The organism is Bradyrhizobium sp. Arg816 (assembly GCF_029989365.1).
Taxonomy (GTDB): domain Bacteria; phylum Pseudomonadota; class Alphaproteobacteria; order Rhizobiales; family Xanthobacteraceae; genus Bradyrhizobium.
Genome location: NZ_JAPRAQ010000025.1, coordinates 103,228 through 124,176, shown reverse-complemented (window position 1 = coordinate 124,176; position 20,949 = coordinate 103,228). Strand labels below are relative to the sequence as shown.

Annotated in this window: 21 protein-coding genes; 9 read left to right on the top strand and 12 right to left on the bottom strand. The window is 65.7% G+C overall.

Annotated elements, in window-relative coordinates:
* The first annotated feature begins 138 nt into the window (after positions 1-138).
* The 4 genes from OWC48_RS37900 to OWC48_RS37885 all read left to right on the top strand — a co-directional run bounded on the left by OWC48_RS37900 (position 139) and on the right by OWC48_RS37885 (position 4,285).
* Positions 139-684, top strand: a complete 546-nt coding sequence (locus OWC48_RS37900; RefSeq protein ID WP_041955015.1) for a sigma-70 family RNA polymerase sigma factor — start codon at positions 139-141, stop codon at positions 682-684.
* Positions 685-721: 37 nt separating this feature from the next.
* A complete protein-coding gene (locus OWC48_RS37895; RefSeq protein ID WP_282524567.1) occupies positions 722-1,780 on the top strand; it encodes an anti-sigma factor domain-containing protein in 1,059 nt (352 codons plus the stop codon).
* Positions 1,781-1,989: 209 nt separating this feature from the next.
* A complete protein-coding gene (locus OWC48_RS37890) occupies positions 1,990-2,949 on the top strand; it encodes an AraC family transcriptional regulator (protein ID WP_028158908.1) in 960 nt (319 codons plus the stop codon).
* Positions 2,950-3,064: 115 nt separating this feature from the next.
* A complete protein-coding gene (locus OWC48_RS37885; protein WP_282524566.1) occupies positions 3,065-4,285 on the top strand; it encodes an NAD(P)/FAD-dependent oxidoreductase in 1,221 nt (406 codons plus the stop codon).
* A gap of 335 nt (positions 4,286-4,620) precedes the next feature.
* On the opposite strand, the gene OWC48_RS37880 is transcribed toward OWC48_RS37885, so the two are convergent.
* From OWC48_RS37880 to OWC48_RS37845, 8 genes are all read right to left on the bottom strand, one after another.
* Positions 4,621-4,824 carry a hypothetical protein gene (locus OWC48_RS37880; RefSeq protein ID WP_014497685.1) on the bottom strand — a complete coding sequence of 68 codons (204 nt, stop codon included), beginning with the start codon at positions 4,822-4,824 and terminating at the stop codon, positions 4,621-4,623.
* Positions 4,825-5,119: 295 nt separating this feature from the next.
* A complete protein-coding gene (gene flhA, locus OWC48_RS37875) occupies positions 5,120-7,261 on the bottom strand; it encodes a flagellar biosynthesis protein FlhA (RefSeq protein WP_282524565.1) in 2,142 nt (713 codons plus the stop codon).
* A gap of 358 nt (positions 7,262-7,619) precedes the next feature.
* On the bottom strand, positions 7,620-7,922 hold the full coding sequence (locus tag OWC48_RS37870; protein WP_282524564.1) for a copper-binding protein: 303 nt from the start codon (positions 7,920-7,922) through the stop codon (positions 7,620-7,622).
* A gap of 15 nt (positions 7,923-7,937) precedes the next feature.
* Positions 7,938-8,393: a cupredoxin domain-containing protein gene (locus tag OWC48_RS37865; RefSeq protein WP_282524576.1), complete on the bottom strand. Its 456-nt coding sequence runs from the start codon at positions 8,391-8,393 to the stop codon at positions 7,938-7,940.
* Between the two features lie 32 nt (positions 8,394-8,425).
* Complete coding sequence (locus tag OWC48_RS37860; protein WP_282524563.1) at positions 8,426-9,757, bottom strand: copper oxidase; 1,332 nt, start codon at positions 9,755-9,757, stop codon at positions 8,426-8,428.
* A gap of 13 nt (positions 9,758-9,770) precedes the next feature.
* Positions 9,771-11,195, bottom strand: coding sequence for a TolC family protein (locus OWC48_RS37855; RefSeq protein WP_282524562.1), 1,425 nt, complete (start codon positions 11,193-11,195; stop codon positions 9,771-9,773).
* Between the two features lie 9 nt (positions 11,196-11,204).
* Positions 11,205-11,489, bottom strand: coding sequence for a hypothetical protein (locus tag OWC48_RS37850; RefSeq protein WP_282524561.1), 285 nt, complete (start codon positions 11,487-11,489; stop codon positions 11,205-11,207).
* Positions 11,490-11,568: 79 nt separating this feature from the next.
* Positions 11,569-12,006 carry a hypothetical protein gene (locus OWC48_RS37845; RefSeq protein ID WP_282524560.1) on the bottom strand — a complete coding sequence of 146 codons (438 nt, stop codon included), beginning with the start codon at positions 12,004-12,006 and terminating at the stop codon, positions 11,569-11,571.
* A 150-nt stretch (positions 12,007-12,156) separates the two neighbouring features.
* Here OWC48_RS37845 and OWC48_RS37840 point away from each other — a divergent pair, with 150 nt between their 5' ends.
* A complete protein-coding gene (locus OWC48_RS37840; RefSeq protein WP_282524559.1) occupies positions 12,157-13,422 on the top strand; it encodes an MFS transporter in 1,266 nt (421 codons plus the stop codon).
* Here the strand turns inward: OWC48_RS37840 and OWC48_RS37835 are convergent.
* Both OWC48_RS37835 and OWC48_RS37830 read right to left on the bottom strand, forming a co-directional pair.
* Positions 13,419-13,826, bottom strand: coding sequence for a DUF4864 domain-containing protein (locus tag OWC48_RS37835; RefSeq protein ID WP_282524558.1), 408 nt, complete (start codon positions 13,824-13,826; stop codon positions 13,419-13,421). The genes OWC48_RS37840 and OWC48_RS37835 overlap by 4 nt on opposite strands.
* Before the next feature lie 65 nt (positions 13,827-13,891).
* Positions 13,892-14,530, bottom strand: a complete 639-nt coding sequence (locus tag OWC48_RS37830) for a TetR/AcrR family transcriptional regulator (protein WP_282524575.1) — start codon at positions 14,528-14,530, stop codon at positions 13,892-13,894.
* 235 nt (positions 14,531-14,765) lie between these two features.
* Between OWC48_RS37830 and OWC48_RS37825 the strand changes: the two genes are divergently transcribed.
* From OWC48_RS37825 to OWC48_RS37815, 3 genes are read left to right on the top strand one after another with little or no spacing between them, the layout of a single operon-like run.
* Positions 14,766-15,263 (top strand): (2Fe-2S)-binding protein, encoded by a 498-nt coding sequence (locus tag OWC48_RS37825; protein ID WP_282524557.1) that lies wholly within the window; start codon positions 14,766-14,768, stop codon positions 15,261-15,263.
* Positions 15,260-16,315 (top strand): xanthine dehydrogenase family protein subunit M, encoded by a 1,056-nt coding sequence (locus OWC48_RS37820; protein WP_282524556.1) that lies wholly within the window; start codon positions 15,260-15,262, stop codon positions 16,313-16,315. The genes OWC48_RS37825 and OWC48_RS37820 overlap by 4 nt, the downstream gene beginning before the upstream one ends.
* Positions 16,308-18,569 carry a xanthine dehydrogenase family protein molybdopterin-binding subunit gene (locus OWC48_RS37815; RefSeq protein WP_282524555.1) on the top strand — a complete coding sequence of 754 codons (2,262 nt, stop codon included), beginning with the start codon at positions 16,308-16,310 and terminating at the stop codon, positions 18,567-18,569. Before OWC48_RS37820 ends, OWC48_RS37815 begins: the two co-directional genes overlap by 8 nt.
* Before the next feature lie 43 nt (positions 18,570-18,612).
* On the opposite strand, the gene OWC48_RS37810 is transcribed toward OWC48_RS37815, so the two are convergent.
* Complete coding sequence (locus OWC48_RS37810) at positions 18,613-18,765, bottom strand: hypothetical protein (RefSeq protein ID WP_282524554.1); 153 nt, start codon at positions 18,763-18,765, stop codon at positions 18,613-18,615.
* 146 nt (positions 18,766-18,911) lie between these two features.
* Positions 18,912-19,460, bottom strand: a complete 549-nt coding sequence (locus OWC48_RS37805) for a cupin domain-containing protein (protein WP_282524553.1) — start codon at positions 19,458-19,460, stop codon at positions 18,912-18,914.
* A 149-nt stretch (positions 19,461-19,609) separates the two neighbouring features.
* Here OWC48_RS37805 and OWC48_RS37800 point away from each other — a divergent pair, with 149 nt between their 5' ends.
* A complete protein-coding gene (locus OWC48_RS37800) occupies positions 19,610-20,938 on the top strand; it encodes an aspartate aminotransferase family protein (RefSeq protein ID WP_282524552.1) in 1,329 nt (442 codons plus the stop codon).
* The last annotated feature ends 11 nt before the right edge of the window (positions 20,939-20,949 follow it).

Here is a 20,949-nt window from a genome sequence, read left to right as displayed (position 1 = left end):
GGACCCGCAAGGTCCGGGTTTCGCGTTTGCTATCCACAGCGTGGCGCGCCGCCCCTTGGTGATGGGCTTTGCCGCGCGCTATGGTAGCGGAGTGCCAGGGCCTGCGCGGAACGCGACAGGCCGTGTGTGGGGGGCAGAATGCTGACGCCAGCAGAGCTGGTCGGGCTGATTGGGGAGGTCGCCAGGGGCGATCAGGCCGCGTTCGAGCGCCTCTACGTCGCCACGCGCGCGAAACTCTATGGCGTCGTGCTCCGTATCTTGCGTCGACAGGATCTCGCAGAGGAGGTCATTCAGGAGACCTACGTCAAGATCTGGAACGGCGCCGGCCAGTTCAATCCGGCCTTGTCGTCGCCGATCACATGGATGGCATCGATCGCGCGCAACCGCGCCATCGACATCGTGCGCAAGAAGACGGAAGTCTCCATCGAGGAAGAGCCGCAGGCGATGGAAGTCGCTGCCGACAGCCCCGATCCGCTGGCGCGGAGGGAGATGACCGAGGAGTTGAAGCGGCTCCTGGAATGCATCGGCCGGCTCGAGCCGGATCGTCAGAGGCTCGTGCTTCTCGCCTATTACAACGGCTGGAGCCGCGAGCAATTGGCGGAAAAATTCGCTGCGCCCGTCAACACGGTGAAGACGTGGCTCCGGCGCAGCATGTTGGATATCCGCGAGTGCCTCGGACTATGAGGGCTTGCATTGTGAGGGTGGTTCTGGACTGCAAGTGATGGCCTACACGGAGGACCATATCGCGCTCGCCGCGGAATATGCGCTCGGTACGCTCGACGCCGACGAGCGCGCGCAGGTCGAGACCATGATGGCCGTGGACAAGGCGTTCGCCGATGTCGTGCAGGCCTGGGCTTACCGGCTCGGCGTCCTCAACCAGATGGTCGGCTCGGTCGAGCCGCGCCCGATCGTGTGGGAGAATATCCGGTCCGAGCTTGCGCGGACGGACTTTGCACAGGAGACCCCTGCGCCGGAAGCTTCGCCGCCGCCACTACCTGTGCCGGAGTTCTCCCCGATCGAAGCTGCACCGCCCGAGCCGTCACCGAACGCCGCGCCGCAACCGGAGCTGCAGCCTTCCGAAGCAGAGCAGCCGGGGACGGCGCGGCCCGCATTCGATGCGCTTCCCGACATCGCGCCGGTATTCATGCCGCAGGTCCATGCGCCCGATCCTGACGTCGCGCGCGCGCCGCAGGCGCCGGTCGCCGACAACAGCAACGTCATCCGGCTCGAGAGCCGCGTGAAACGTTGGCGCACCATCGCCTCCGCCGCAGGCGCGCTTGCGGCCGCGCTGCTGGTGACGCTGTCGCTTCAGATCTTCCGGCCCGATGCGCTGCCGGGCGGCTTGCGTCCGGCGCCGCGCATCCAGACGGTGGAAGTGAAGACGCCGGCGCCGCTCACGGCTGCTTCGCAATATGTCGCGCTGTTGCAGGGCCAGGGCGGCGGTCCCGCCTTCATTCTCACGGTCGACGGCGCGACGCGGAATTTCACCGTGCGTAAGGTCGGCGCGACCCCGGAGGCCGGCAAGAGCTTCGAGCTCTGGCTGATCTCCGACAAGCTGCCGCGTCCGCGCTCGCTCGGCGTGATCGGCGCGGGCGATTTCACCGCGCGCCCGGTGCTCGGCTCCTTCGATCCCGAGGTCGTCAACGGTGCGACCTACGCCGTGACCGTCGAGCAGGCCGGCGGCTCGCCCAACGGCCAGCCGACCTCGGCTCCGGTGTTTTCCGGCAAGCTGATCGAGACCGTACCGCCGTCTCAGCCGCAGGCGCCCGCGAAGAAGTAAGTGTCGTGGCGCCGTGGCCCGGATGGAGCGCAGCGCAATCCGGGCTACACGGCGCTCGACCGTCGCCAAGGTCCGTCCAGCCGTCGCAACCCGACAAGTCCTGCCGAATCCGCTCCCGCTTTGAACCTCCCCGCAATCCGCGGCGTCAAATGCCCGGAATTTGCAGTCGGCGCTGCACATCATGGTGCCGGAGAGGGGCTAGAAGTCAGATGGATGCAGCAAAGACGCCGGGCATCTTCGTCCACCAATATGCGGGTCTTCCGCATGGTCCGGCCTTCGAACATTGGCGCGAGCGGGCCTTCGGTCCCTGCGGTCTCGATGTCGGGCCGAGCCATGGCGACAGCATCGATTGCCGGCTCCAGGTCAGCGTGGTCGACAATATCGCGTTGGCCATTCCCGAAGGTGCCTCCGCGCAATATTCGCGCACGCAGAGCCATCTTGCTGATGGCAGTGACGATCTGGTCCTGATCGCCGCGCATGCGGGTCTCGTCCGCGTCGGGCAGAACGGCCACACCGTCGAGCTTGCGCCCGCGCAGATGGTGCTCGTCGACATGGGCGTCACCGGCACCGTCGGCCACACCCAGGAAGATCGCTTCACCAGCATCCGCATGCCGCGCCGCGCGCTGCTCGACATCAATCCGCGTGCCGAGGACAAGCTGTCGCAAGTGCTCTCGGATGGCGCGGTGGCCGAGACGATCTTCCGCTACCACGCACTCGCCGCCAATCACGCGCCGCATCTCGACGCCGTCGGCCAGCGCCTGACCGCGCAACACGTGATCGATCTCGTCGGCCTGCTGCTCGGCACCGATGCGGAGCATGCAAGCCTTGCGCGCGGTCGCGGACATGCGGCGGCCCGTCTCGATCTCATGCGTGCCGACGTGATGGCCGCGCTCGGCCGCAACGATCTCTGTCTGTCCGAGATCGCGACGCGCTCAGGGCTCAGCCCGCGCCAGGCGCAACGCCTGTTCGAGCAGGCCGGCACGACCTTCACCGAATTCGTGCTGGAGCAGCGCCTGGTGCTGGCGCGCAAGCTGCTCGGCGATCCCCGCGCGAGGGCACGCAAGATCAGCGACATCGCGCATTCCTCGGGCTTCTCCGACCTGTCCTATTTTAACCGCGCCTTCCGCAAGCGTTTTGGCGCGACGCCATCGGAGCTGCGCGAGGCCTGAGCCGCGATTTTATGCAGCGGAGCGGCGCCGCCGCAGTTGGTCGATCCGGGCAAATGAGCTATATCTGCCTGCGCGGGCAGGCCGCCGGAATTCTTGGACAAAGCAGTATACGGACATGGCGCGTATCGTCGTGCTCGGCGCGGGGTTTGCGGGTCTATGGGCGGCCATCGGCGCCGCGCGCAAGCGCGACGAGATCGGCGCAGCCGGCCGTGACGTCGAGATCCGTGTTGTCGATCGCAATCCTTATCACAACATCCGGGTGCGCAATTACGAGGCCGACCTCAGCGAGGTCGCACTGCCGTTGCCGCAACTGCTCGATCCGATCGGCGTCACTCACGGCATTGGCGAGGTCGAAGCCATCGACCCGGCAAGGCGCGAGATTTCTCTCGTCACGAGCAGCGGCGAGGAGACGCTGAGCTACGACCGCCTGGTGCTGGCGCTCGGCAGCGAAGTGATGCGTCCCGCCATCCCCGGCCTTGCCGAGCATGCTTTCGACGTCGATACCTATGCCGCCGCGCTCAGCCTCGAAAATCATCTCGTCTCGCTCGGACACAGCGCGCCCTCGCCGGGGCGCTCGACGGTCGTGGTGGTCGGCGCCGGATTCACCGGCATCGAGGTCGCGGCCGAGATGCCGGACAGGCTGGCGCGCGCCGGCATCACCGGCAGCCGCCGCATCGTCCTGGTCGATCCCAACCCTGCGGTCGGCGCCACCATCGGCGCGCATGCGCGTCCCGTCATCGAGACGGCATTGGCCTCGCTCGACGTCGAGACACGGCTTGGCGTGCGCGTCGTGTCCGTCGAGGCCGCCGGCATGCGCCTGAGCTCGGGCGAGTTCATCCCGGCGCAGACCGTCATCTGGTGCGCCGGGATGCGCGCGAGCCGGCTGGCCGAGAGCTTTGCGGGCGCGCGCGATCGCCTCGGCCGCCTGCTGGTCGATCCTTTTCTGCGTGTTGCCGATGTGCCGGGCGTGTTCGCCGCCGGCGATGTTGCCTCGAGCGTGGTCGACGGACTGCATCCGACGGTGATGTCCTGCCAGTTCGCCCGTCCCATGGGCCGCTTCGCCGGTCACAATGTGGTGGCCGATCTCGCGGACCTGCCGATGCTGCCGCTGCGGATCGACTGGTACGTGACCGTGCTCGACCTCGGCGGCTGGGGCGCGCTCTATACCGAAGGGTGGGATCGCGAGGTTCGCGCCACTGGCGCGGCGGCAAAGGCGACCAAGCAGACCATCAACTGCAAGCGCATCTACCCGCCGCTCACCGGCCGCAAGGCCGAGCTCTTCGCTGCGGCAGCACCGACGGTCCAGGCGCCGCCGCCGACTTATGGGGCGCGGTAGCTGGGGCACGGTAGCGCCAAACACTCGGTGTCATCGTCCGCCTTGTGCGCAATTGCGCACTGGGGCGGACGATCCGGTATTCCAGAGACGGCAGTGGGATACGGAGAAGCTCCGGCGTACTGGATTCCCCGCTTTCGCGGGGAATGACAGTGGTGTTCGGGGCGACGTCCCACGCTACGTCCGCAGTGAAAACATGCCCCAGACATGAGAAAGCGCCCGTGGGGGGCGGGCGCTTTCCGTAGTCGACTTGGGGTTGGGGTCGTCTACATATCCACGTGGCGACTTTGGGGGGCTGGTAAAGAGCCGCGTGAATTCACAAAACTCGTCAAATCTCCTTATCGAACGAGGGACGCGTTCGAGCTGGTGATAACAACCGGCTTGCCGGCCTTGATGACGCGGGCAGTCTGGGTCAGGCCTTCGTCCGAACCCGTGCGTGCCGCCGTGATGCCGAAGCCTGCCACCGCGATCCCAGCGACGAGGGCTACGACCACGATTTTCAAGTGGGTCGAGCGATCAGCGCTGTAAATCGAGTGGTTCATGGAAGGCTCCTGCCGCCATCTACCCGAAGTAGTCGCTACCCTGTTGGGGGAGGTTCATGCTTCCGGTCCCCAACAACCTAGTATTGGGGGGATTCGTTCCCAAGGGGCGATCACAAGAGCGTGACAGGACGTGAAAGGTCGCGATCAAAAGCGACCCCTCGATCGTGCGATTATATAATTATTTCAAGGTGGTAATGTGCTTGCGAGGCGGCTTGTTTGCATGTGGTCGACAAGGCGCCAGGAACTCAAAAACCATTTGCCTGTGGCTGAAAAACATACGGCTTCTTAAGGCAAATCAGATGCTTCCGACCGTTTTCAATCTCGCCCTGGGGTGGATTTCAGCCTGCGACAGCACCGTCGTCTGGGCGCGGAACCGCTCGACGAGGGAGCGTACGAAGGGACGAATTGCCGCAGACGTGACCAGCACCGGCGCCTCACCTTCGCGCGCGGCGCGCTCGAAGGCCTCGCGCACGCCGGTCATGAATTCCGACAGCTTCGAGGGTTGCATCGCGAGGCTGCGTTCCTCGCCCTGGCCGATGATGGATTCGGCGAAGGCCTGCTCCCACCGCGCCGACAGCGCTATCAGCGGCAGATAGCCGCTGTAGGAGGTGTTCTGGGCGCAGATCTGCCGCGCGAGGCGGGCGCGGACATGCTCGACCATGGTCGCGGGATTGCGCGAGAAGGCGAGCGAGTCGGCGATGCCTTCCAGGATGGTCGAGAGATCGCGGATCGAGATGCGCTCGGCGAGCAGCAGCTGCAGCACGCGCTGGATGCCGGAGACCGTGACCTGGCCCGGCACGATGTCCTTGACCAGCTCGCTCTGCTCCTTCGGCAGCTCCTTGAGCAGCTTCTGCACCTCGCCATAGGAGAGCAGGTCCGACATGTTGGCCTTGAGCAGCTCGGTGAGGTGGGTCGAGAGCACGGTCGCGGCGTCGACGACGGTGTAGCCCTTGAGCGAGGCTTCTTCCTTGAGGCTGGCGTCGACCCAGGTCGCGGGCAGGCCGAAGGTCGGCTCGGTGGTGTGGATGCCGGGCACCTGCACCTGGCTGCCGCCGGGGTCCATGACCATGAACTGGTTCGGCCAGATCTTGCCGGTGCCGGCGTCGACCTCCTTGATCTTGATGATGTAGGTGTTGGCTTCGAGCTGGACGTTGTCGAGGATGCGCACGGCGGGCATCACGAAGCCCATCTCGATGGCGAGCGAACGGCGCAGCGCCTTGATCTGCTCGGTGAGCCGGTCGGTGCCATCAGGGCCGTTGACCAGCGGCAGCAGCGCGTAGCCGAGCTCGATCTTGAGGTCGTCGATCTTGAGCGCGGCTGAGATCGGCTCTTCGGCCGCGGCGGCGCCCGACGCGCCGGCAGTACCCGCCGGAGGTGCGGCGTTGGCCATTGCCTCGGCCTTGGCCGTCACCCGGTTGCGGTTGCGGGCGTGCCAGGCGAGCGCGCCGGCGCCGGCGCCGAGCGCCAGGAAGGGAATGGTCGGAATGCCCGGCAGGGCCGCCAGCACCAGCATGACCGCCGAGGACATCGCGAGCGCCTGCGGATAGCCGGAGAACTGCTTCATCAGCGCCTTGTCGGCGGCGCCGGACACGCCGGCCTTGGAGACGAGCAGGCCGGCCGCGGTCGAAACGATCAGCGCCGGCACCTGGGTGACGAGGCCGTCACCGACGGTCAGCAGCGTGTAGCTGCGCCCGGCGTCGGCGAAGGAGAGGCCCTGCTGCGCGACACCGATGATCATGCCGCCGACGATGTTGATGAAGACGATCAAAAGGCCCGCGATGGCATCGCCGCGGACGAATTTCGAGGCACCGTCCATGGCGCCGAAGAAGCCGCTCTCGTCCTCCAGGTCCTTGCGGCGCTGCTTGGCGACCTTCTCGTCGATCAGGCCGGCGGAGAGATCGGCGTCGATCGCCATCTGCTTGCCGGGCATGGCGTCGAGGTGGAAGCGTGCGGCGACTTCGGCGATCCGGCCCGAACCCTTGGTGATGACGACGAAATTGACGATGATCAGGATGGCGAAGACGATGATGCCGATGACGAAATTGCCGCCCATCACGAAGCTGCCGAAGGCTTCGATGACGTGACCGGCAGCATCCGTGCCCTCGTGCCCATGCGACAGGATCAGGCGGGTCGAGGCCATGTTCAGCGAGAGGCGCAGCATGGTCGAGATCAAGAGGACGGTCGGGAAGGCGGAGAATTCCAGCGGCGCCTGGATGAACAGCGACGTCATCAGGATCAGGATCGAGAGCGTGATCGAGATCGCCAGGAACAGGTCCAGCACGATCGCGGGCAGGGGCAGGATCAGCACCACCAGGATGGTGAGGACGCCGAGCGCCAGCGCGATATCGCCGCGCTTGAGGATGTTGCCGATCTCGGTGAGGGTGGGGAAGCCGGCGTTCGTGCCGCCTACGCCCTGTCCCGCGGTGACGTCGACCATGGTAGCTGCTCCCCCGCGCGACTGCCGTCCGCGCGCCCCAAACGTCTGCGCGGCGGCCGAAGGGCCGCCGTTTCGAAAGTGAGGCACCGCACTGGCGTCCACGGGGGACCTCCCGTTCTACGCGGCTGACGACACTCGACTTCACCCGGCAATTCTTGCCGGGTGTATGGTTAGCAAAGGGTTAACGGAGGGTGCGGCAGGAGGTCAGACCGGGGTGTTTCGGGGCGCGGCCAGGTAGGAGTTCGTCATGCCCGGGCTTGTCCCGCCTGCGCGGCCGAAGGCGTGGATGGCCGGGACGGGCCCGGCCATGACGCTGTGGAAGCGTTTGGCGCCGAAATCAGCTGCGGAGGACGTAGCCCTACTTCGCCTTCTGCATCGTCGTCACCGTATACCCCGAAGCCGCCTCCTCGGCCTCGAAGGTCACCTTGTCGCCGACCTTCACCTGCTTGAGCAAAGCGGGGTCCTTGACGCGATAGACCATGGTCATGGGTTCATCCATGCCGAGGCTTTTCGCTGGCCCGTGCTTGAGCGTGATCTTGCCGGCGCCCTCGTCGATCTTCTTGACCTCGCCGCTGATCGCGGCGCCCTGGGCCGCGAGGGCTTCGGCGGCAAGACCGACGGTCAGCGCCAGCGCTGTGGCGATACGGATGGTGCGCTTCATGGGAGTCTTCCCTTGTTACTTCACGGTGACGTGGCCGACCATGCCGTAGTCGCGGTGGTCGGGAATCAGGCAGGAAAATTCGAACGTGCCGGCCTTGCTGAACTTCCAGAGGATCTCGGCCGTCTTGTTCGGTGCGAGCCTGACGCCGTTGGGATCGTCGTGCTCCATGTGCGGATGCTTCTTCATCTCCACGGCATGCGCGAGATTCTCCTTCGTGGTGGCGAGCAGGAATTCATGGTCCTCCTTGCCGACATTGCGCAGCACGAAACGAATCTGCTCGCCGCGATTGACCTCGATCCTGGCGGGCGCGTAGTCCATCTCGTTCAGCAGGATCTCGATCGTGCGCGCGGGCTTCCTGGGATCGCCGGGCTCGCCGGCGGAAAACGTCCCATGCCCGCGCTGGTCGTGGGCAAAGGCCGGCGCCGTCGAAAGCGCAGCCAGCGCAAGTCCGAGTTTGATCGTCTTCTTCATCTTGTTCTCCAGTTGGTGGTTCATCGAAACGCTCACATCTTCATGTTCTTCATCGGCGTGCCTTGCTGCCGCGCCGGCTCTGCGGACGGCGGCGTGACCTCGTAGGCGACGGTGCCTTGCGGGAATTTGTAGGGGCCGGGATCGCGATAATCGTCGCGCGCGAGGTCCTCGCGGATCTTCATCACCGTGAACATGCCGCCCATCTCGATCGGCCCGAACTGACCGGTGCCGGTCATCATCGGCAGCGTGTTGTCGGGCGCGGGCATCTCCATGTTGCCCATGGCCATGCCGGTCGAGCCCATCGCCATGGCATCGGGCGCGAGCTTGCCGACGGCCCTGGCGAGATCCTTGCGCGAGACGCCGATCAGGTTGCGCACCTCGTGCCCCATCGCGTTCATGGTGTGGTGCGACTTGTGGCAGTGGAACGCCCAATCGCCGGGATTGTCGGCGAGAACGTCGAACACGCGCACCGCGCCGACCGGCACGTCGGTGGTCGTCTCCGGATATTGCGCGCTCTCCGAAATCCAGCCGCCGTCGGTGCAGGTCACCGCAAAGCTGTGGCCATGCAGATGAATCGGATGGTTGGTCATGCTGAGATTGCCGATGCGTACGCGCACCTTGTCGCCGAGCCGCACCGGCAAGGGATCGATGCCGGGAAACACCCGCGAATTCCAGGTCCACATGTTGAAGTCGGTCATCTCGTTGACCTGCGGCAGGTATGTGCCGGGATCGACGCGATAGGTGCTCATCACGAAGACGAAGTCGCGGTCGACGGGTCGGAAGCTTTGATCGCGCGGATGCACGACGACCATGCCCATCATGCCCATCGCCATCTGCACCATCTCGTCGGAATGCGGGTGGTACATGAAGGTCCCGCTCTTCTTCATCTCGAACTCGTAGACGAAGGCTTTTCCCGGCTGGATGTGCGGCTGCGTCAGTCCGCCGACGCCGTCCATGCCGCTGGGAATGATCATGCCGTGCCAGTGCACGGTGGTGTATTCGGGCAGCCTGTTGGTGACGAAGATGCGGACCTTGTCGCCCTCGACCGCTTCGATGGTCGGACCCGGCGACTGGCCGTTATAGCCCCACAGATTCACTTTCATGCCTTCGGCGAACTCGCGCACCACGGGTTCGGCGACGAGGTGAAACTCCTTCCAGTCGCCGTTCATGCGGAACGGCAGCGACCAGCCGTTCAGCGTGACCACGGGGCGATAGTCGGGGCCGCTGATCGGGTGCAGCGGTGGCTGCATCACCACCTTGTCCATGTGAGGCGCTTCCGGAATGGATGCGGCCTGCACACGGCCGCTGATGGCCGACGCGCTGGCAAGCGCGGCGGTGCCCAAAAATCCTCGGCGGGAAAACATATTGGCCTCCATGTCAGTGGCCGCCATCGGCAGGCGCTGCCGCGGCGATGGTGGTTGAAGTGTCGCCGCCCGACGCAGGTGCGCCGCCGCCGTTGACGGCGGTCTGGAGGTCGGACTGGGCGAGGAAGAATTTTTGCTTGGCATCGATCGCGCCGCGCAGCGATGCGAGGCGCTGCCGTGCTTCGGTGAGCAGCGCGAAAATATCGACCTGCATGCTGGAGAAGCGCAGCTGCATCTCCTCCGTGATGATCTTGCGCAGCGGCAGGATCTCGCGCTGGTAGTGGCTGGCGATGTCGTAGCTGGAGCGATAGACACGATAGCCATCGCGCGCCTCGGAGCGAACGTTCACGGCGCGCTCGGTCAGGCGGTTGAAGGCGAGATTGTAGGTCTCCGCCGCTTGCCGCACGCGCACCTCGCCGCCGTCGAAGATCGGGATCTGGAACTGCACGTCAAAACCGCGTTCGCGGAACGGCGGGCCCTCCGGATCCTGGGTGCGACGGGAGATGCCGGCGAGGTCGAGCAGCGTGACGAAGCGCGTCGCCTCGGTGAGGTTGAGTGACTTTGCCAGCGCCGTCAGCTCCAGCCGCGCGATCTGAAGATCGATGCGATGGGCAACCGCGTCGGCTTCGATCGAGGGCAGTGCCTGGGGCCGGCGCGGCAGCGGCGGCAGCTGATCGGGCAGACGGAAGTCGAGGCCGCCGTCCCACAGCCCCATCAGGCGCGCGAGCCTTTCGCGGGCGCTCGTTGCCGCCTGCCGCGCGGTGGCGAGGTCGGCCGTGGTCTCTGCGTAGAACACCTGCTCGCGGGCCTGGTCGAGCTTGTTGATCGAGCCGGTCTCGCCGAGTTTGACCGCGAGCTGCGCCGTCGATTCTGCCGTCGCCTTCGCGTCGGAGAGCAGCGCCACCATTTCGTTTCCGGCGACTGCACGGACATAGGCGCGCCGGACATCGGCGGCCAGCCGCAGCGTCGCCAACGCCGCGCGCAATTGCGCCTGACGGAAACGGTCGCGGGCGATGTCGGAGCGGAACGGCAGCGTGGCCAGTGCGAGGATGTCGCCGACCACCTGGCGTTCGATTTCGCTCGCGCCATTGCCTGTGATGCGCGAGATCGAGAATACGGGATTGGGCGGCAGGCTCTGCTCGACGAGTTCGGTCTCGGCCAGCGCCAGCTCGTTGTAGGTGGCTTGCAGTCCCTTGTTGTTGAGCAGGGCGATCTGCACGGCTGCGTCCACGCTGAGGGGCCGCGACAGCAACTGGCGAACGCGCGCATCAACCGCGCCGGCACCTTCGGCCGTTCGCACGAAGGCGACGTCCTTGTTGATGGTCTGGCTGGTGAGGTCCGAGACCGTCGTCATGCCTCCGTCCGGCGAGAATGCCATGCAGCCGGAGAGTCCCAGCGCAGTGAGCACGAGCAGGCCCCGCGCGAAATGATGTGCCATGGCGCGCTCCTAGCGGTCTTGCTTCGGCTGCGGTGCGACAGCGTCGTTGCGGTCGCGCCATGGCCCCGGCGTCGCAGGTCGCAGGCTGGTGTAGGGCGCAATCGTCGAGCGATAGCCGACGCGCGCGACCTTCGCCGCCGGATCGGCAGGATCGGCGCCGGCCACGGGCACAGTTGCCGGCATGCAGCCGGACAATATCAATGCGGTTGCGGCCAGCAGCGGCCAATTGAATCGAAAGTGTCGTCCACGCGCCGCGGATGCGGCGGCGAACTTCGCCCCGGAAAGCGTAAGCATGAGTCATCCCTGATCTGTCGTAGAGACCACAGGTTCGCGCGCGCGGATGCGCGTGCGGCCCTGACGTCGTCGCGTCAGATCAGGCGATGGGAGGGCGGTAGTGCTGAGGCGGCGCCGCGCTGTGCAGGCTCACCACGATCTCGGGCGCGCAGGCTGAGATCGGCTGCAGCGGCTTGGCGACGCCGGGCAGGTCGGCCGGCAGGGCGCTCACGCACATCATCGCGCAGCACGGGCCGGCCTTGCCGTCATGGTGATGTTGGGCGGGCGCATCCTGTGCGGCAGTCTGGTGATGCGCGTGCACGCCTGCGTGGTCATGCGGCACGTCGCCATGCATGTGGCTGGCCTGCATCTGGTGATGCACCGGCACGAGATCGGCGAGCAGTGCGTCGTCGAGGCACGGCGCCGGGCCGCTGCCCCAAGCGAGGGCTGCTGCCGGCGCGAGCACGCAGAACAGATAGGCGAGGGCGATGATCCGCCCCACCCTGATCCGCATCGATCGCGTCAATCGCAACAGCATTCCGCCGACAGGCTCCTCGCGCGGCAATGTTGCACACGCAGATTGCAAACTAATGGCAAAGCGCGGCTTCGCCAAGCATCTTCTTACCGCAGTGCACCGCGCATGCCCAATATCGCGGCACGATGCTTGACCGCGCGGCGGTCTGCGAACATGGTCCGGCCCGTGCACGCGCCAAATCTTCCAGGACAGAGACCGGCCTCATTCACCCCTGATTCGCGTCAGGCTTGGGTGCGGCTGTTGCTTGCGCTGCTGATCGGTTCGATCGGCGGCGTCGGCATGTGGGCGGTCGTGGTGGTGATTCCCGTCGTGCAGACCGAGTTCGCCGCCACGCGTGCTGCGGTGTCGCTGGCCTTCACACTGATGATGTTCGGCTTCGGGCTCGGCGGCGTGATCGCCGGCAAGATCACCGACAAGTTCGGCATCGTGCCTGCGATGGCGATCAGCATCGCTTTCATCGGCGTTGCCAATGTGCTGGCCGGGGTCTCGACTCAGCTCTGGCAGTTCGTCGCGGCCTATTTCCTGATCGGGCTCGGCACCTCGGCGACCTTCGCGCCGCTGATGGCGGAGGCCTCGCACTGGTTCGAGCGCTATCGCGGACTTGCCGTGACCATCGTCGCGAGCGGCAATTACGTCGCGGGCACGATGTGGCCGCCGCTCATCAGCGAGGGCATGCAGACGATCGGCTGGCGCACCACGCATATCGGCATCGCCCTCGTTTGCGTGGTCTTGATGACGATCCTGGTGCTGGTCCTGCGCGCGCAGATGGGCGACGACAAGGTCCGCAATCACGCCAATGCGCGGCCGCCGCAGGTCGATCTCAAACTTTCGACCAATACGCTGACCGTGCTGCTCTCGATCGCCAGCATCTCCTGCTGCGTCGCCATGGCGATGCCGCAGGTGCACATCGTCGCCTATTGCGGCGATCTCGGTTACGGCGTGGCGCGCGGCGCCGAGATGCTGTCGCTGATGATGGCCTGCGGCATCGTCAGCCGCATCGGCTCGGGCTACCTAGCCGACAAGATCGGCGGCATCCGCACGCTGCTGGTCGGATCGCTGGCGCAGGGCTTTGCGCTGGTGTTCTATCTGTTCTTCGACAGCCTGACTTCGCTCTATCTGATCTCCGCGATGTTCGGCCTGTTTCAGGGCGGTATCGTGCCGAGCTACGCCATCATCGTGCGCGAAGCGATGCCGGCGAGCGAGGCGGCAACCCGCGTCGGCATCGTGATCTTTGCCTCGGTGTTCGGGATGTCCTTCGGCGGCTGGGTGTCGGGCGTCATCTTCGACGCGACGGGGTCCTACGCTGCGGCGTTCGCGAACGGCGTGGCGTGGAACGCCCTGAATGTCGGCATCGTCTTGACGCTGCTGATCCGGTCGCGAATGAACGCGGTCAAGACCAAACCGGGTTTTGCGACTTAAACTTCCCGTCCCGGCTTGAGCAGCGAGCAGCCGGTGATCTTGTAACTGCCGTCGCTCTGCTGCTCGAGCGTGTACAGCGCTTCCCAGGCTTCGCCGTTGGCGTCGATGATATGGACGTGCTGGGAGATCCAGCTGCCTTCGCTCCTGCTCTCGCCAAATTCAAAACTCTTGTGCCGGTAGACCGGCGCGTAGCCGTTTTGCACCATGGACATGAAGATATCAGGGGCGGGGAATATCTCTCTGATCGCAGGCGCGGCATGGGAATAGGCCGCGGCCGCATCGTCGCGCGCGAAAGCCTGTTCCTGGGCGCGGATGACACCTTGCGCCGCCGAGACGTCGCCGGCGCGTGCTGAGACGGAGCTGAAGATAACACTGATAGCGACGACCAAGGCGGCGATGCGCATGACAGGCTCCGCGTTGAAATCCCGGCGATGCCAATCCTAGCACGCCCCATGGGAAATACGGCGTGCTATCGCTTCCGTTTCACCGCCGCCTTCGTAGGCTTGGCGGCGCGCGCCTTGGCTTTCGCGACCGGCTGCACCCGCAGCCCGTCGACGAACACGTCGAGCATCCGCAGCACCGAGGATTGCCAGCCGGGCTGGTCGTGCATGTAACACATGCCGACGAGTGCCCTGAGCAGATCCTCCGGGCTGACATCGCCGCGCATCTGGCCGGCGGCGACCGCGCGGTCGAGCAGCGAGCCGATCGCCTTGGTCAGCCGGTCCATCGAGAACGCCGCGAGTTCCGACGAGCTCTGGAACGTCAGTGCCAGCGCGGCCGACATGCCCTTTTTTGTGGCGACGAATTCGACATTGGAGCGCAGCCAGCGCCGTAGCGCATCGACCGGGTCCTTCGCGGTTTTCAGCTGCTCGGCGAGCTCGCTGAGCTGCTCGACCTCGCGCCGGTATACCGCCTCGAACAAATCCTCGCGAGTCGGGAAATGCCGATAGAGCGTGCCGATGCCGACGCCGGCGCGTTTTGCCACCGCTTCCAGGCTCGCCTCGGGACCGCCTGCATTGAAGACGACCTTCGCCGCCTCGAGCACGCGCTCGCGATTGCGCACGGCATCGGCGCGGGGCTTCCGAATCTGGTCGGTCTGGTCGTCCATGGCGGTAATGTAGATCACGAATTGGTTAGATTGAACCCTCGCAGGGCTGCATCGCGTTGTCTGCGCATGGGCTTTTGACGAATTCCAAAAATTTTCGGGCAGCCCTTGTTAAGCGGAGGGTGCCTCCGTATCTTCCTCGAGACGTTGGCCGGGTTCCGGCCAACGCATATCGACGGCGGCCACGGAGGTGGCGCGCTGGCCGATGACTCATGTCCATATCTGATCGGAGCCTTGTATGAACCACTCCATCAGCCTCACCGTGAACGGTGCGCGGCGCGACTTCGTCCTCGACGATCCGCGCGTCACGCTGCTCGATCTCCTGCGTGAGCGCCTCCAGCTGACCGGAACCAAGAAGGGATGCGACCGCGGCCAATGCGGCGCCTGCACCATTCTCGTCGACGGCAAGCGCATCAACTCCTGTCTTGCTCTCGCCATCAGCCATGATGGCGCCGACATCCTCACCATCGAAGGCGTGGCGCGCGGCGACCAGCTTCATCCCGTCCAGGCGGCCTTCATCGCCCATGACGGATTCCAGTGCGGCTTCTGCACGCCCGGCCAGATCATGAGCGCGATCGGCATGATGCAAGAGGCGCAGGCCGGCAACGATCCCGAGCGCATCCGCGAATGCATGAGCGGCAATCTCTGCCGCTGCGGCGCCTATGCCGGCATCGTCGATGCCGTGCTGGAAGCCCAGACCGGCATGGACGAATCCAATCAGAGGCGCTCCGCATGAAACCGTTCGATTATATCAGGCCGGCCACGGTGGCCGAGGCCGTTGCGGCGGCCGTCCAGCCGGGCGCTGTTTATCTCGCCGCCGGCACCAATCTGCTCGATCTGATGAAGGGCGGCGTCAGCCGTCCGGATCGTCTGGTCGACGTCACGCATCTCGATGGGCTCGACGGAATCGAGACTCTCGCTGACGGATCGTTGCGCATCGGCACGCTCGTCAGCAACGCTGATCTCGCGCATGACGCAAACTTCGCGAAGTCCTACCCGGCTGTCGCCGAAGCGCTGCTGTCCGGTGCGTCCGCGCAACTGCGCAATGCCGCGACCGTCGGCGGCAATCTGCTGCAACGGACGCGCTGCGCCTATTTCTACGACACCGCCAGCCGCTGCAACAAACGCGAGGCCGGCTTGGGCTGCGACGCCCGCGATGGCGAGAACCGCACCCATGCCGTGCTCGGCTGGAGCGAGAGCTGCATCGCCACGCATCCCTCGGACTTCTGCGTGCCCCTGCTTGCGCTCGACGCCGTCGTCGAGATCGAGGGCAGGAACGGCCGCCGCGAGATCGCGCTCGACGCGCTGCATCGCCTGCCGGCCAATACGCCCGAGCGTGAATCGGCGCTCGAACCCGGCGACCTCGTCGTCGCGGTGCGCCTGCCGCCGGCGGCGCGCGGCTTTGCCACGCATGCGCGCTACCTCAAGGTTCGCGAACGGACATCCTATGCCTTCGCCGTGGTCTCGGCCGCGGCTGCGTTGCGGATCGAGAACGGCAAGGTCGCGGAAGCGCGGCTGGCGCTCGGCGGCGTCGCCGCAAAGCCCTGGCGCGCTCGTGCCGCGGAAGACGTGCTCAAGGGCGTTACGCCCACGGCAGATGCCTTCCAGGAAGCGGCCTGGCGCGCGCTCACAGACGCAAAACCGTCTGGTGACAACGCCTTCAAGATCGAGCTCGCACGCCGCATCGTCGTGCGTGCGCTGACCCTTGCCGCCGCCGGTACGCCCGCGCGCATCCCCGCGCTGCCTGCCTCCCCCTTTGCCTCGACGTCCGGAGCCATCCATGCCTGAGCTTAATCTATCCAGCTCTCCCGCCCATCTGCGCCACGGCTCGAACATCGGTCAGCCGCTGACCCGCCGCGACGGCGTCCTCAAGGTCAAGGGGCAGGCGACCTATGCCGCCGATAATCACCCGCCCGGCATGCTGTTTGCCGTGATGGCGGTCGCCAGCATCGCGCGCGGCCGCGTCACCTCGCTTGATGTCGCCGCCGCAAAACGCCATCCCGGCGTCGTCGACGTCATGACGCCGGACCACAAGCCGCAGCTCGCAATCGATCCGGAGATCAAGACCAATCCGTTCGTGTTCCGGATGGAAGTCCTGCAAAGCGACGAGGTCCGCTACGCCAACCAGCCCATCGCCGTGGTTATCGCTGAGACGCTGGAGGCGGCGACGGAAGGCGCGGTGCTGCTGGCGCCGCGCTACGAGACGCTGCCCGCGCTGGTCGGCCTCGATGCCGGCGAGAGCTATGTTCCGCCGGTCGTCGGCGTCGGCAATCCCACCGAAAATCACCTCGGCGATGTCGAGGCGGGTCTTACCGCGGCCGAGAAGCAGATCGACGCGATTTACGAAACGCCGCCGCAGTATCACAACGCGATGGAGCCGCATGCGATCGTGGCCGCATGGAATGGCGACAGTCTGCAGATCGACATGCCGACCCAGGGTCTCATGCTGTCGCTTGCGCGCGTTGCCGAATTGTTCGGCATCGCGCATGACAAGATCCACATCCGCAGCCCGTTCCTCGGCGGCGGCTTTGGCTCGAAGGGGCTGATGGCTGGTCCGCCGGTCCTCGGCATCATGGCCGCAAAGCTGGTCGGCAAGCCCGTCAAGCTGGTACTGCGCCGTGAGCAGATGTATGGCCCGGTAGGCCATCGCGCGCCAACGCGCCAGCGGCTGCGCATTGGCACGGACGGCGAAGGGCGCCTGACCGCGCTCGATCATCACGCCAGGACCGTGTCGAGCACGTTTGACGATTTCTACGAGCCGGCCGCGGATGCCTCGCATACACTCTATGCCAGCCCGGCGATCCGCACCTCGCATGACGCCGTGCGCGTCAACACCGGCACGCCGCTGTTCATGCGCGCCCCCGGCGAGGCGACGGGCTCGATTGCACTGGAAAGCGCGATCGACGAGATGGCCTGGGCCTGCGGCATGGATCCGCTGGCCTTCCGCCTGAAGAACTATGCCGAGGTCGAGCCGATCACGGGAAAACCGTTCTCCTCGAAGGCGTTGCGCGCCTGTTACGAGCAAGGCGCGGCGCGCTTCGGCTGGGCGAAGCGTTCGCTCCAGCCGCGACAGATGCGCGACGACGCAGGTCTCCTCGTCGGCTGGGGCATGGGCACGGCGACTTTCCCGGCGCTGATGTTCCAGGCGGAAGCGCGCGCGGTGCTCCGCCGCGACGGCAGCGGCGCGATGGAGATTGGCGCCCATGACATGGGGCAGGGCGCCTGGACGGCACTCGCCCAGATCGCGGCCGACGAACTCGGGCTCGACATCGACCGTGTCGAGTTTAAGGCTGGTTCATCCGACTTGCCCGACGCCGGCATTGCCGGCGGCTCCGCACACACGGCGACCGCGGGTGCTGCGATCCATAGCGCCGGTGCGGCCGTCGTCGCAAAGCTCGCCGATCTCGCCACCAACGACGAGCGCTCGCCATTGTTCGGCGCCGGCAATGCCGGCGTGATCGCACGCGATGGCCGGTTGATTCGCCGCGATGACGAGACCCGCGGCGAGAGCTACGTCGAGATCCTCGCGCGCGCGGGCGTTGCCGAGGTCGAGGCCCGCGGCACCGGTGCGCCGAATCCGGCGGCGATGGAAGAGTACGCGATGCATGCCCATGGTGCGGTATTCGCGGAGGTCAAGGTCGATCCCGAGCTCGGCCAGGTCCGTGTCACCCGCATGGTCGGTGCGTTCGCGGCCGGGCGCATCGTCAATCCACATCTGGTGAAGAGCCAGCTGTTCGGCGGCATGATCTGGGGCATGTCCTTCGCGCTGCACGAGGAAGCCATCACCGACCGCCGCAGCGGCCGGATCATGAATGCCAATCTCGGCGAGTACCATATCCCCGTGAATGCCGACGTGCCGCCGCTCGACGTGATCACGGTTGAGGAGCACGATCCGCATGTGAATGCGCTCGGCATCAAGGGCGTCGGGGAGATCGGCATCACCGGAAGCGCCGGCGCGGTCGCCAACGCGGTGTGGCATGCGACCGGCGTGCGTGTCCGCCGCTTTCCGATCAAGATCGAGGAGTTGTTGACGCAGCGTTGAGGCAAAAAGGCGGGACGAGATCTTCTCGTTCCGCCGCGTCCTGCTAATGCAGTTTCTTGCGGAGCGCCTTCAGCGCTTCTCGCTGCGTCTCGATGTAGTCGGCAATAGCCCTACGCAGCTCCTGCGAATGGAGCTTGTCGGTGTCGCGCTGCACTTCATCGAGCGCAGCCTCTGCATTGGCGAGCGTGATCTTCATCTTCGAGCCCAGTTATGAAGCGGCGCCGGAATGTCTCTCGGCTTGGGTTCGCAACATATAGAGGGTCGACGCGCGGAGATTGAGATGCATCAAGTTCCGTAAGATACCGGGGCACTCCGTAAGATTCCGGATAATGTCGATGCGCCTCAAAACGTCGGCGGCGTGCAGGCCGAGATCACTTCGCACGGCTTGCCGCCGACGCAGCGGAAGCGATGCGGGCGACGGCTCTCGAAGTAGTAGGCATCGCCGGGATTGAGGATGCGGCGCTCGTCCTCGACGGTGACTTCGAGCTTGCCCGAGATCACGATCCCACCTTCCTCGCCGTCATGGACGAGGTGAACGCGCCCGGTGTCGCTGCCGGGCTCGTAACGCTCTTTCAAAATCTGCAGGCTGCGGCCGAACAGATTGTCGCCTACTTGCCGATACGAGATCGGCTTCTTGCCGACCTCGGTCAGCTCCTCGGCGCGGTAGAAAATCTTGCGCCGTGACTCCGGCTCCAGCGCGAAGAACTCGGCGAGCCCCATCGGGATGCCGTCGAGGATGCGCTTGAGCGCGCCGACCGACGGGTTCATCTGGTTGGATTCGATCAGCGAGATCGTCGAATTGGTGACCCCGGCGCGCTTGGCGAGCTCGCGCTGCGACAGCTTGTGGTGCGCCCGGATGAATCGCAGCCGTCCACCGATGTCGACGCTCATGCCCCTGGTCCCTGTTGCAGATGTTGCGGATCGCGCAAATATGGACCGACAGCCCCAGTGAAATCAATGGCTTGCAGGTGACCAGAAAAGGACTTGTTGCGCTTCCGAAGCCGTGCCTCTGCTATCCGGTCAGCAAAGGAGCGTGGCCCGTGACCCTTCATCAGATTCCGAACACTATCAAGACCGACTCGTTCTGGATGCCGTTCACGGCCAACCGTCAGTTCAAGAAGGCGCCGCGCCTGTTCTCCTCGGCTGAGGGCATGCACTACACCACCGTCGACGGCCGCAAGGTGATCGACGGCTCCGCCGGCCTCTGGTGCGTCAATGCCGGCCACGGCCGCAAGCAGATCGCCGCTGCGGTCGAGCGCCAGCTGATGACGCTGGACTTCGCGCCGTCGTTCCAGATGGGCCATCCGCTGGCATTCGACTTCGCCGAGCGTCTCGCCGAGATCGCGCCGAAGGGCCTCGACCGCGTTTTCTTCACCAATTCCGGCTCCGAGTCGGTGGACACCGCGCTGAAGATCGCGCTCGCCTATCACCGCGCCAACGGCCAGGCGAGCCGCACCCGTCTGATCGGCCGCGAGCGCGGCTATCACGGTGTCGGCTTCGGCGGCATGTCGGTTGGCGGCATGGTCGCCAATCGCCGCGCGTTTGCGACCCACCTGCCGGGCGTCGACCACATCCGCCACACCCACGATCTCGCCCGCAACGCCTTCGCCAAGGATCAGCCTGAGCATGGCGCCGAGCTCGCCGACGATCTCGAGCGTCTGGTCGGCCTGCATGGCGCCGAGACGATCGCGGCCGTCATCGTCGAGCCGGTGCCGGGCTCGACCGCGGTGCTGCCGCCGCCGAAGGGCTATCTCAAGCGCCTGCGCGAGATCTGCGACAAGCACGGCATCCTCCTCATCTTCGACGAGGTCATCACCGGCTTCGGCCGCCTCGGCACGCCGTTCGCCGCCGACTTCTTCGGCGTCACGCCGGACCTGATGACGACGGCCAAGGGCATCACCAACGGCACCATTCCCTGCGGCGCGGTGTTCGCGAGCCGCAAGGTTCACGACGGCCTGATGGTCGGCCCGGAGAACCAGATGGAGCTGTTCCACGGCTACACCTATTCGGCGCATCCGACGGCCTGCGCCGCCGGCATCGCGACGCTCGACATCTACAAGGACGAGGGCCTGCTTACGCGCGGTGCGTCGATCGCCGGGTACTGGGGCGATGCGCTGCATTCACTGAAGGGCCTGCCCAACGTCGTCGACATCCGCAATTGCGGCCTGATGGGCGCGGTGGAGCTGTCGTCGCGTGACGGTGCGGTCGGCGCGCGTGGTTACGACGTCATGGTCGATTGCTTCAATCGCGGGCTGTACTTCCGCATGAGCGGCGACTCCTTTGCGTTGTCGCCCCCGCTCATCGTCGAGAAGAGCCATATCGACGATATGGTCTCGATCCTGGGCGACGCCATCAAGCGGGTGGCCTGATAATTGCTCTC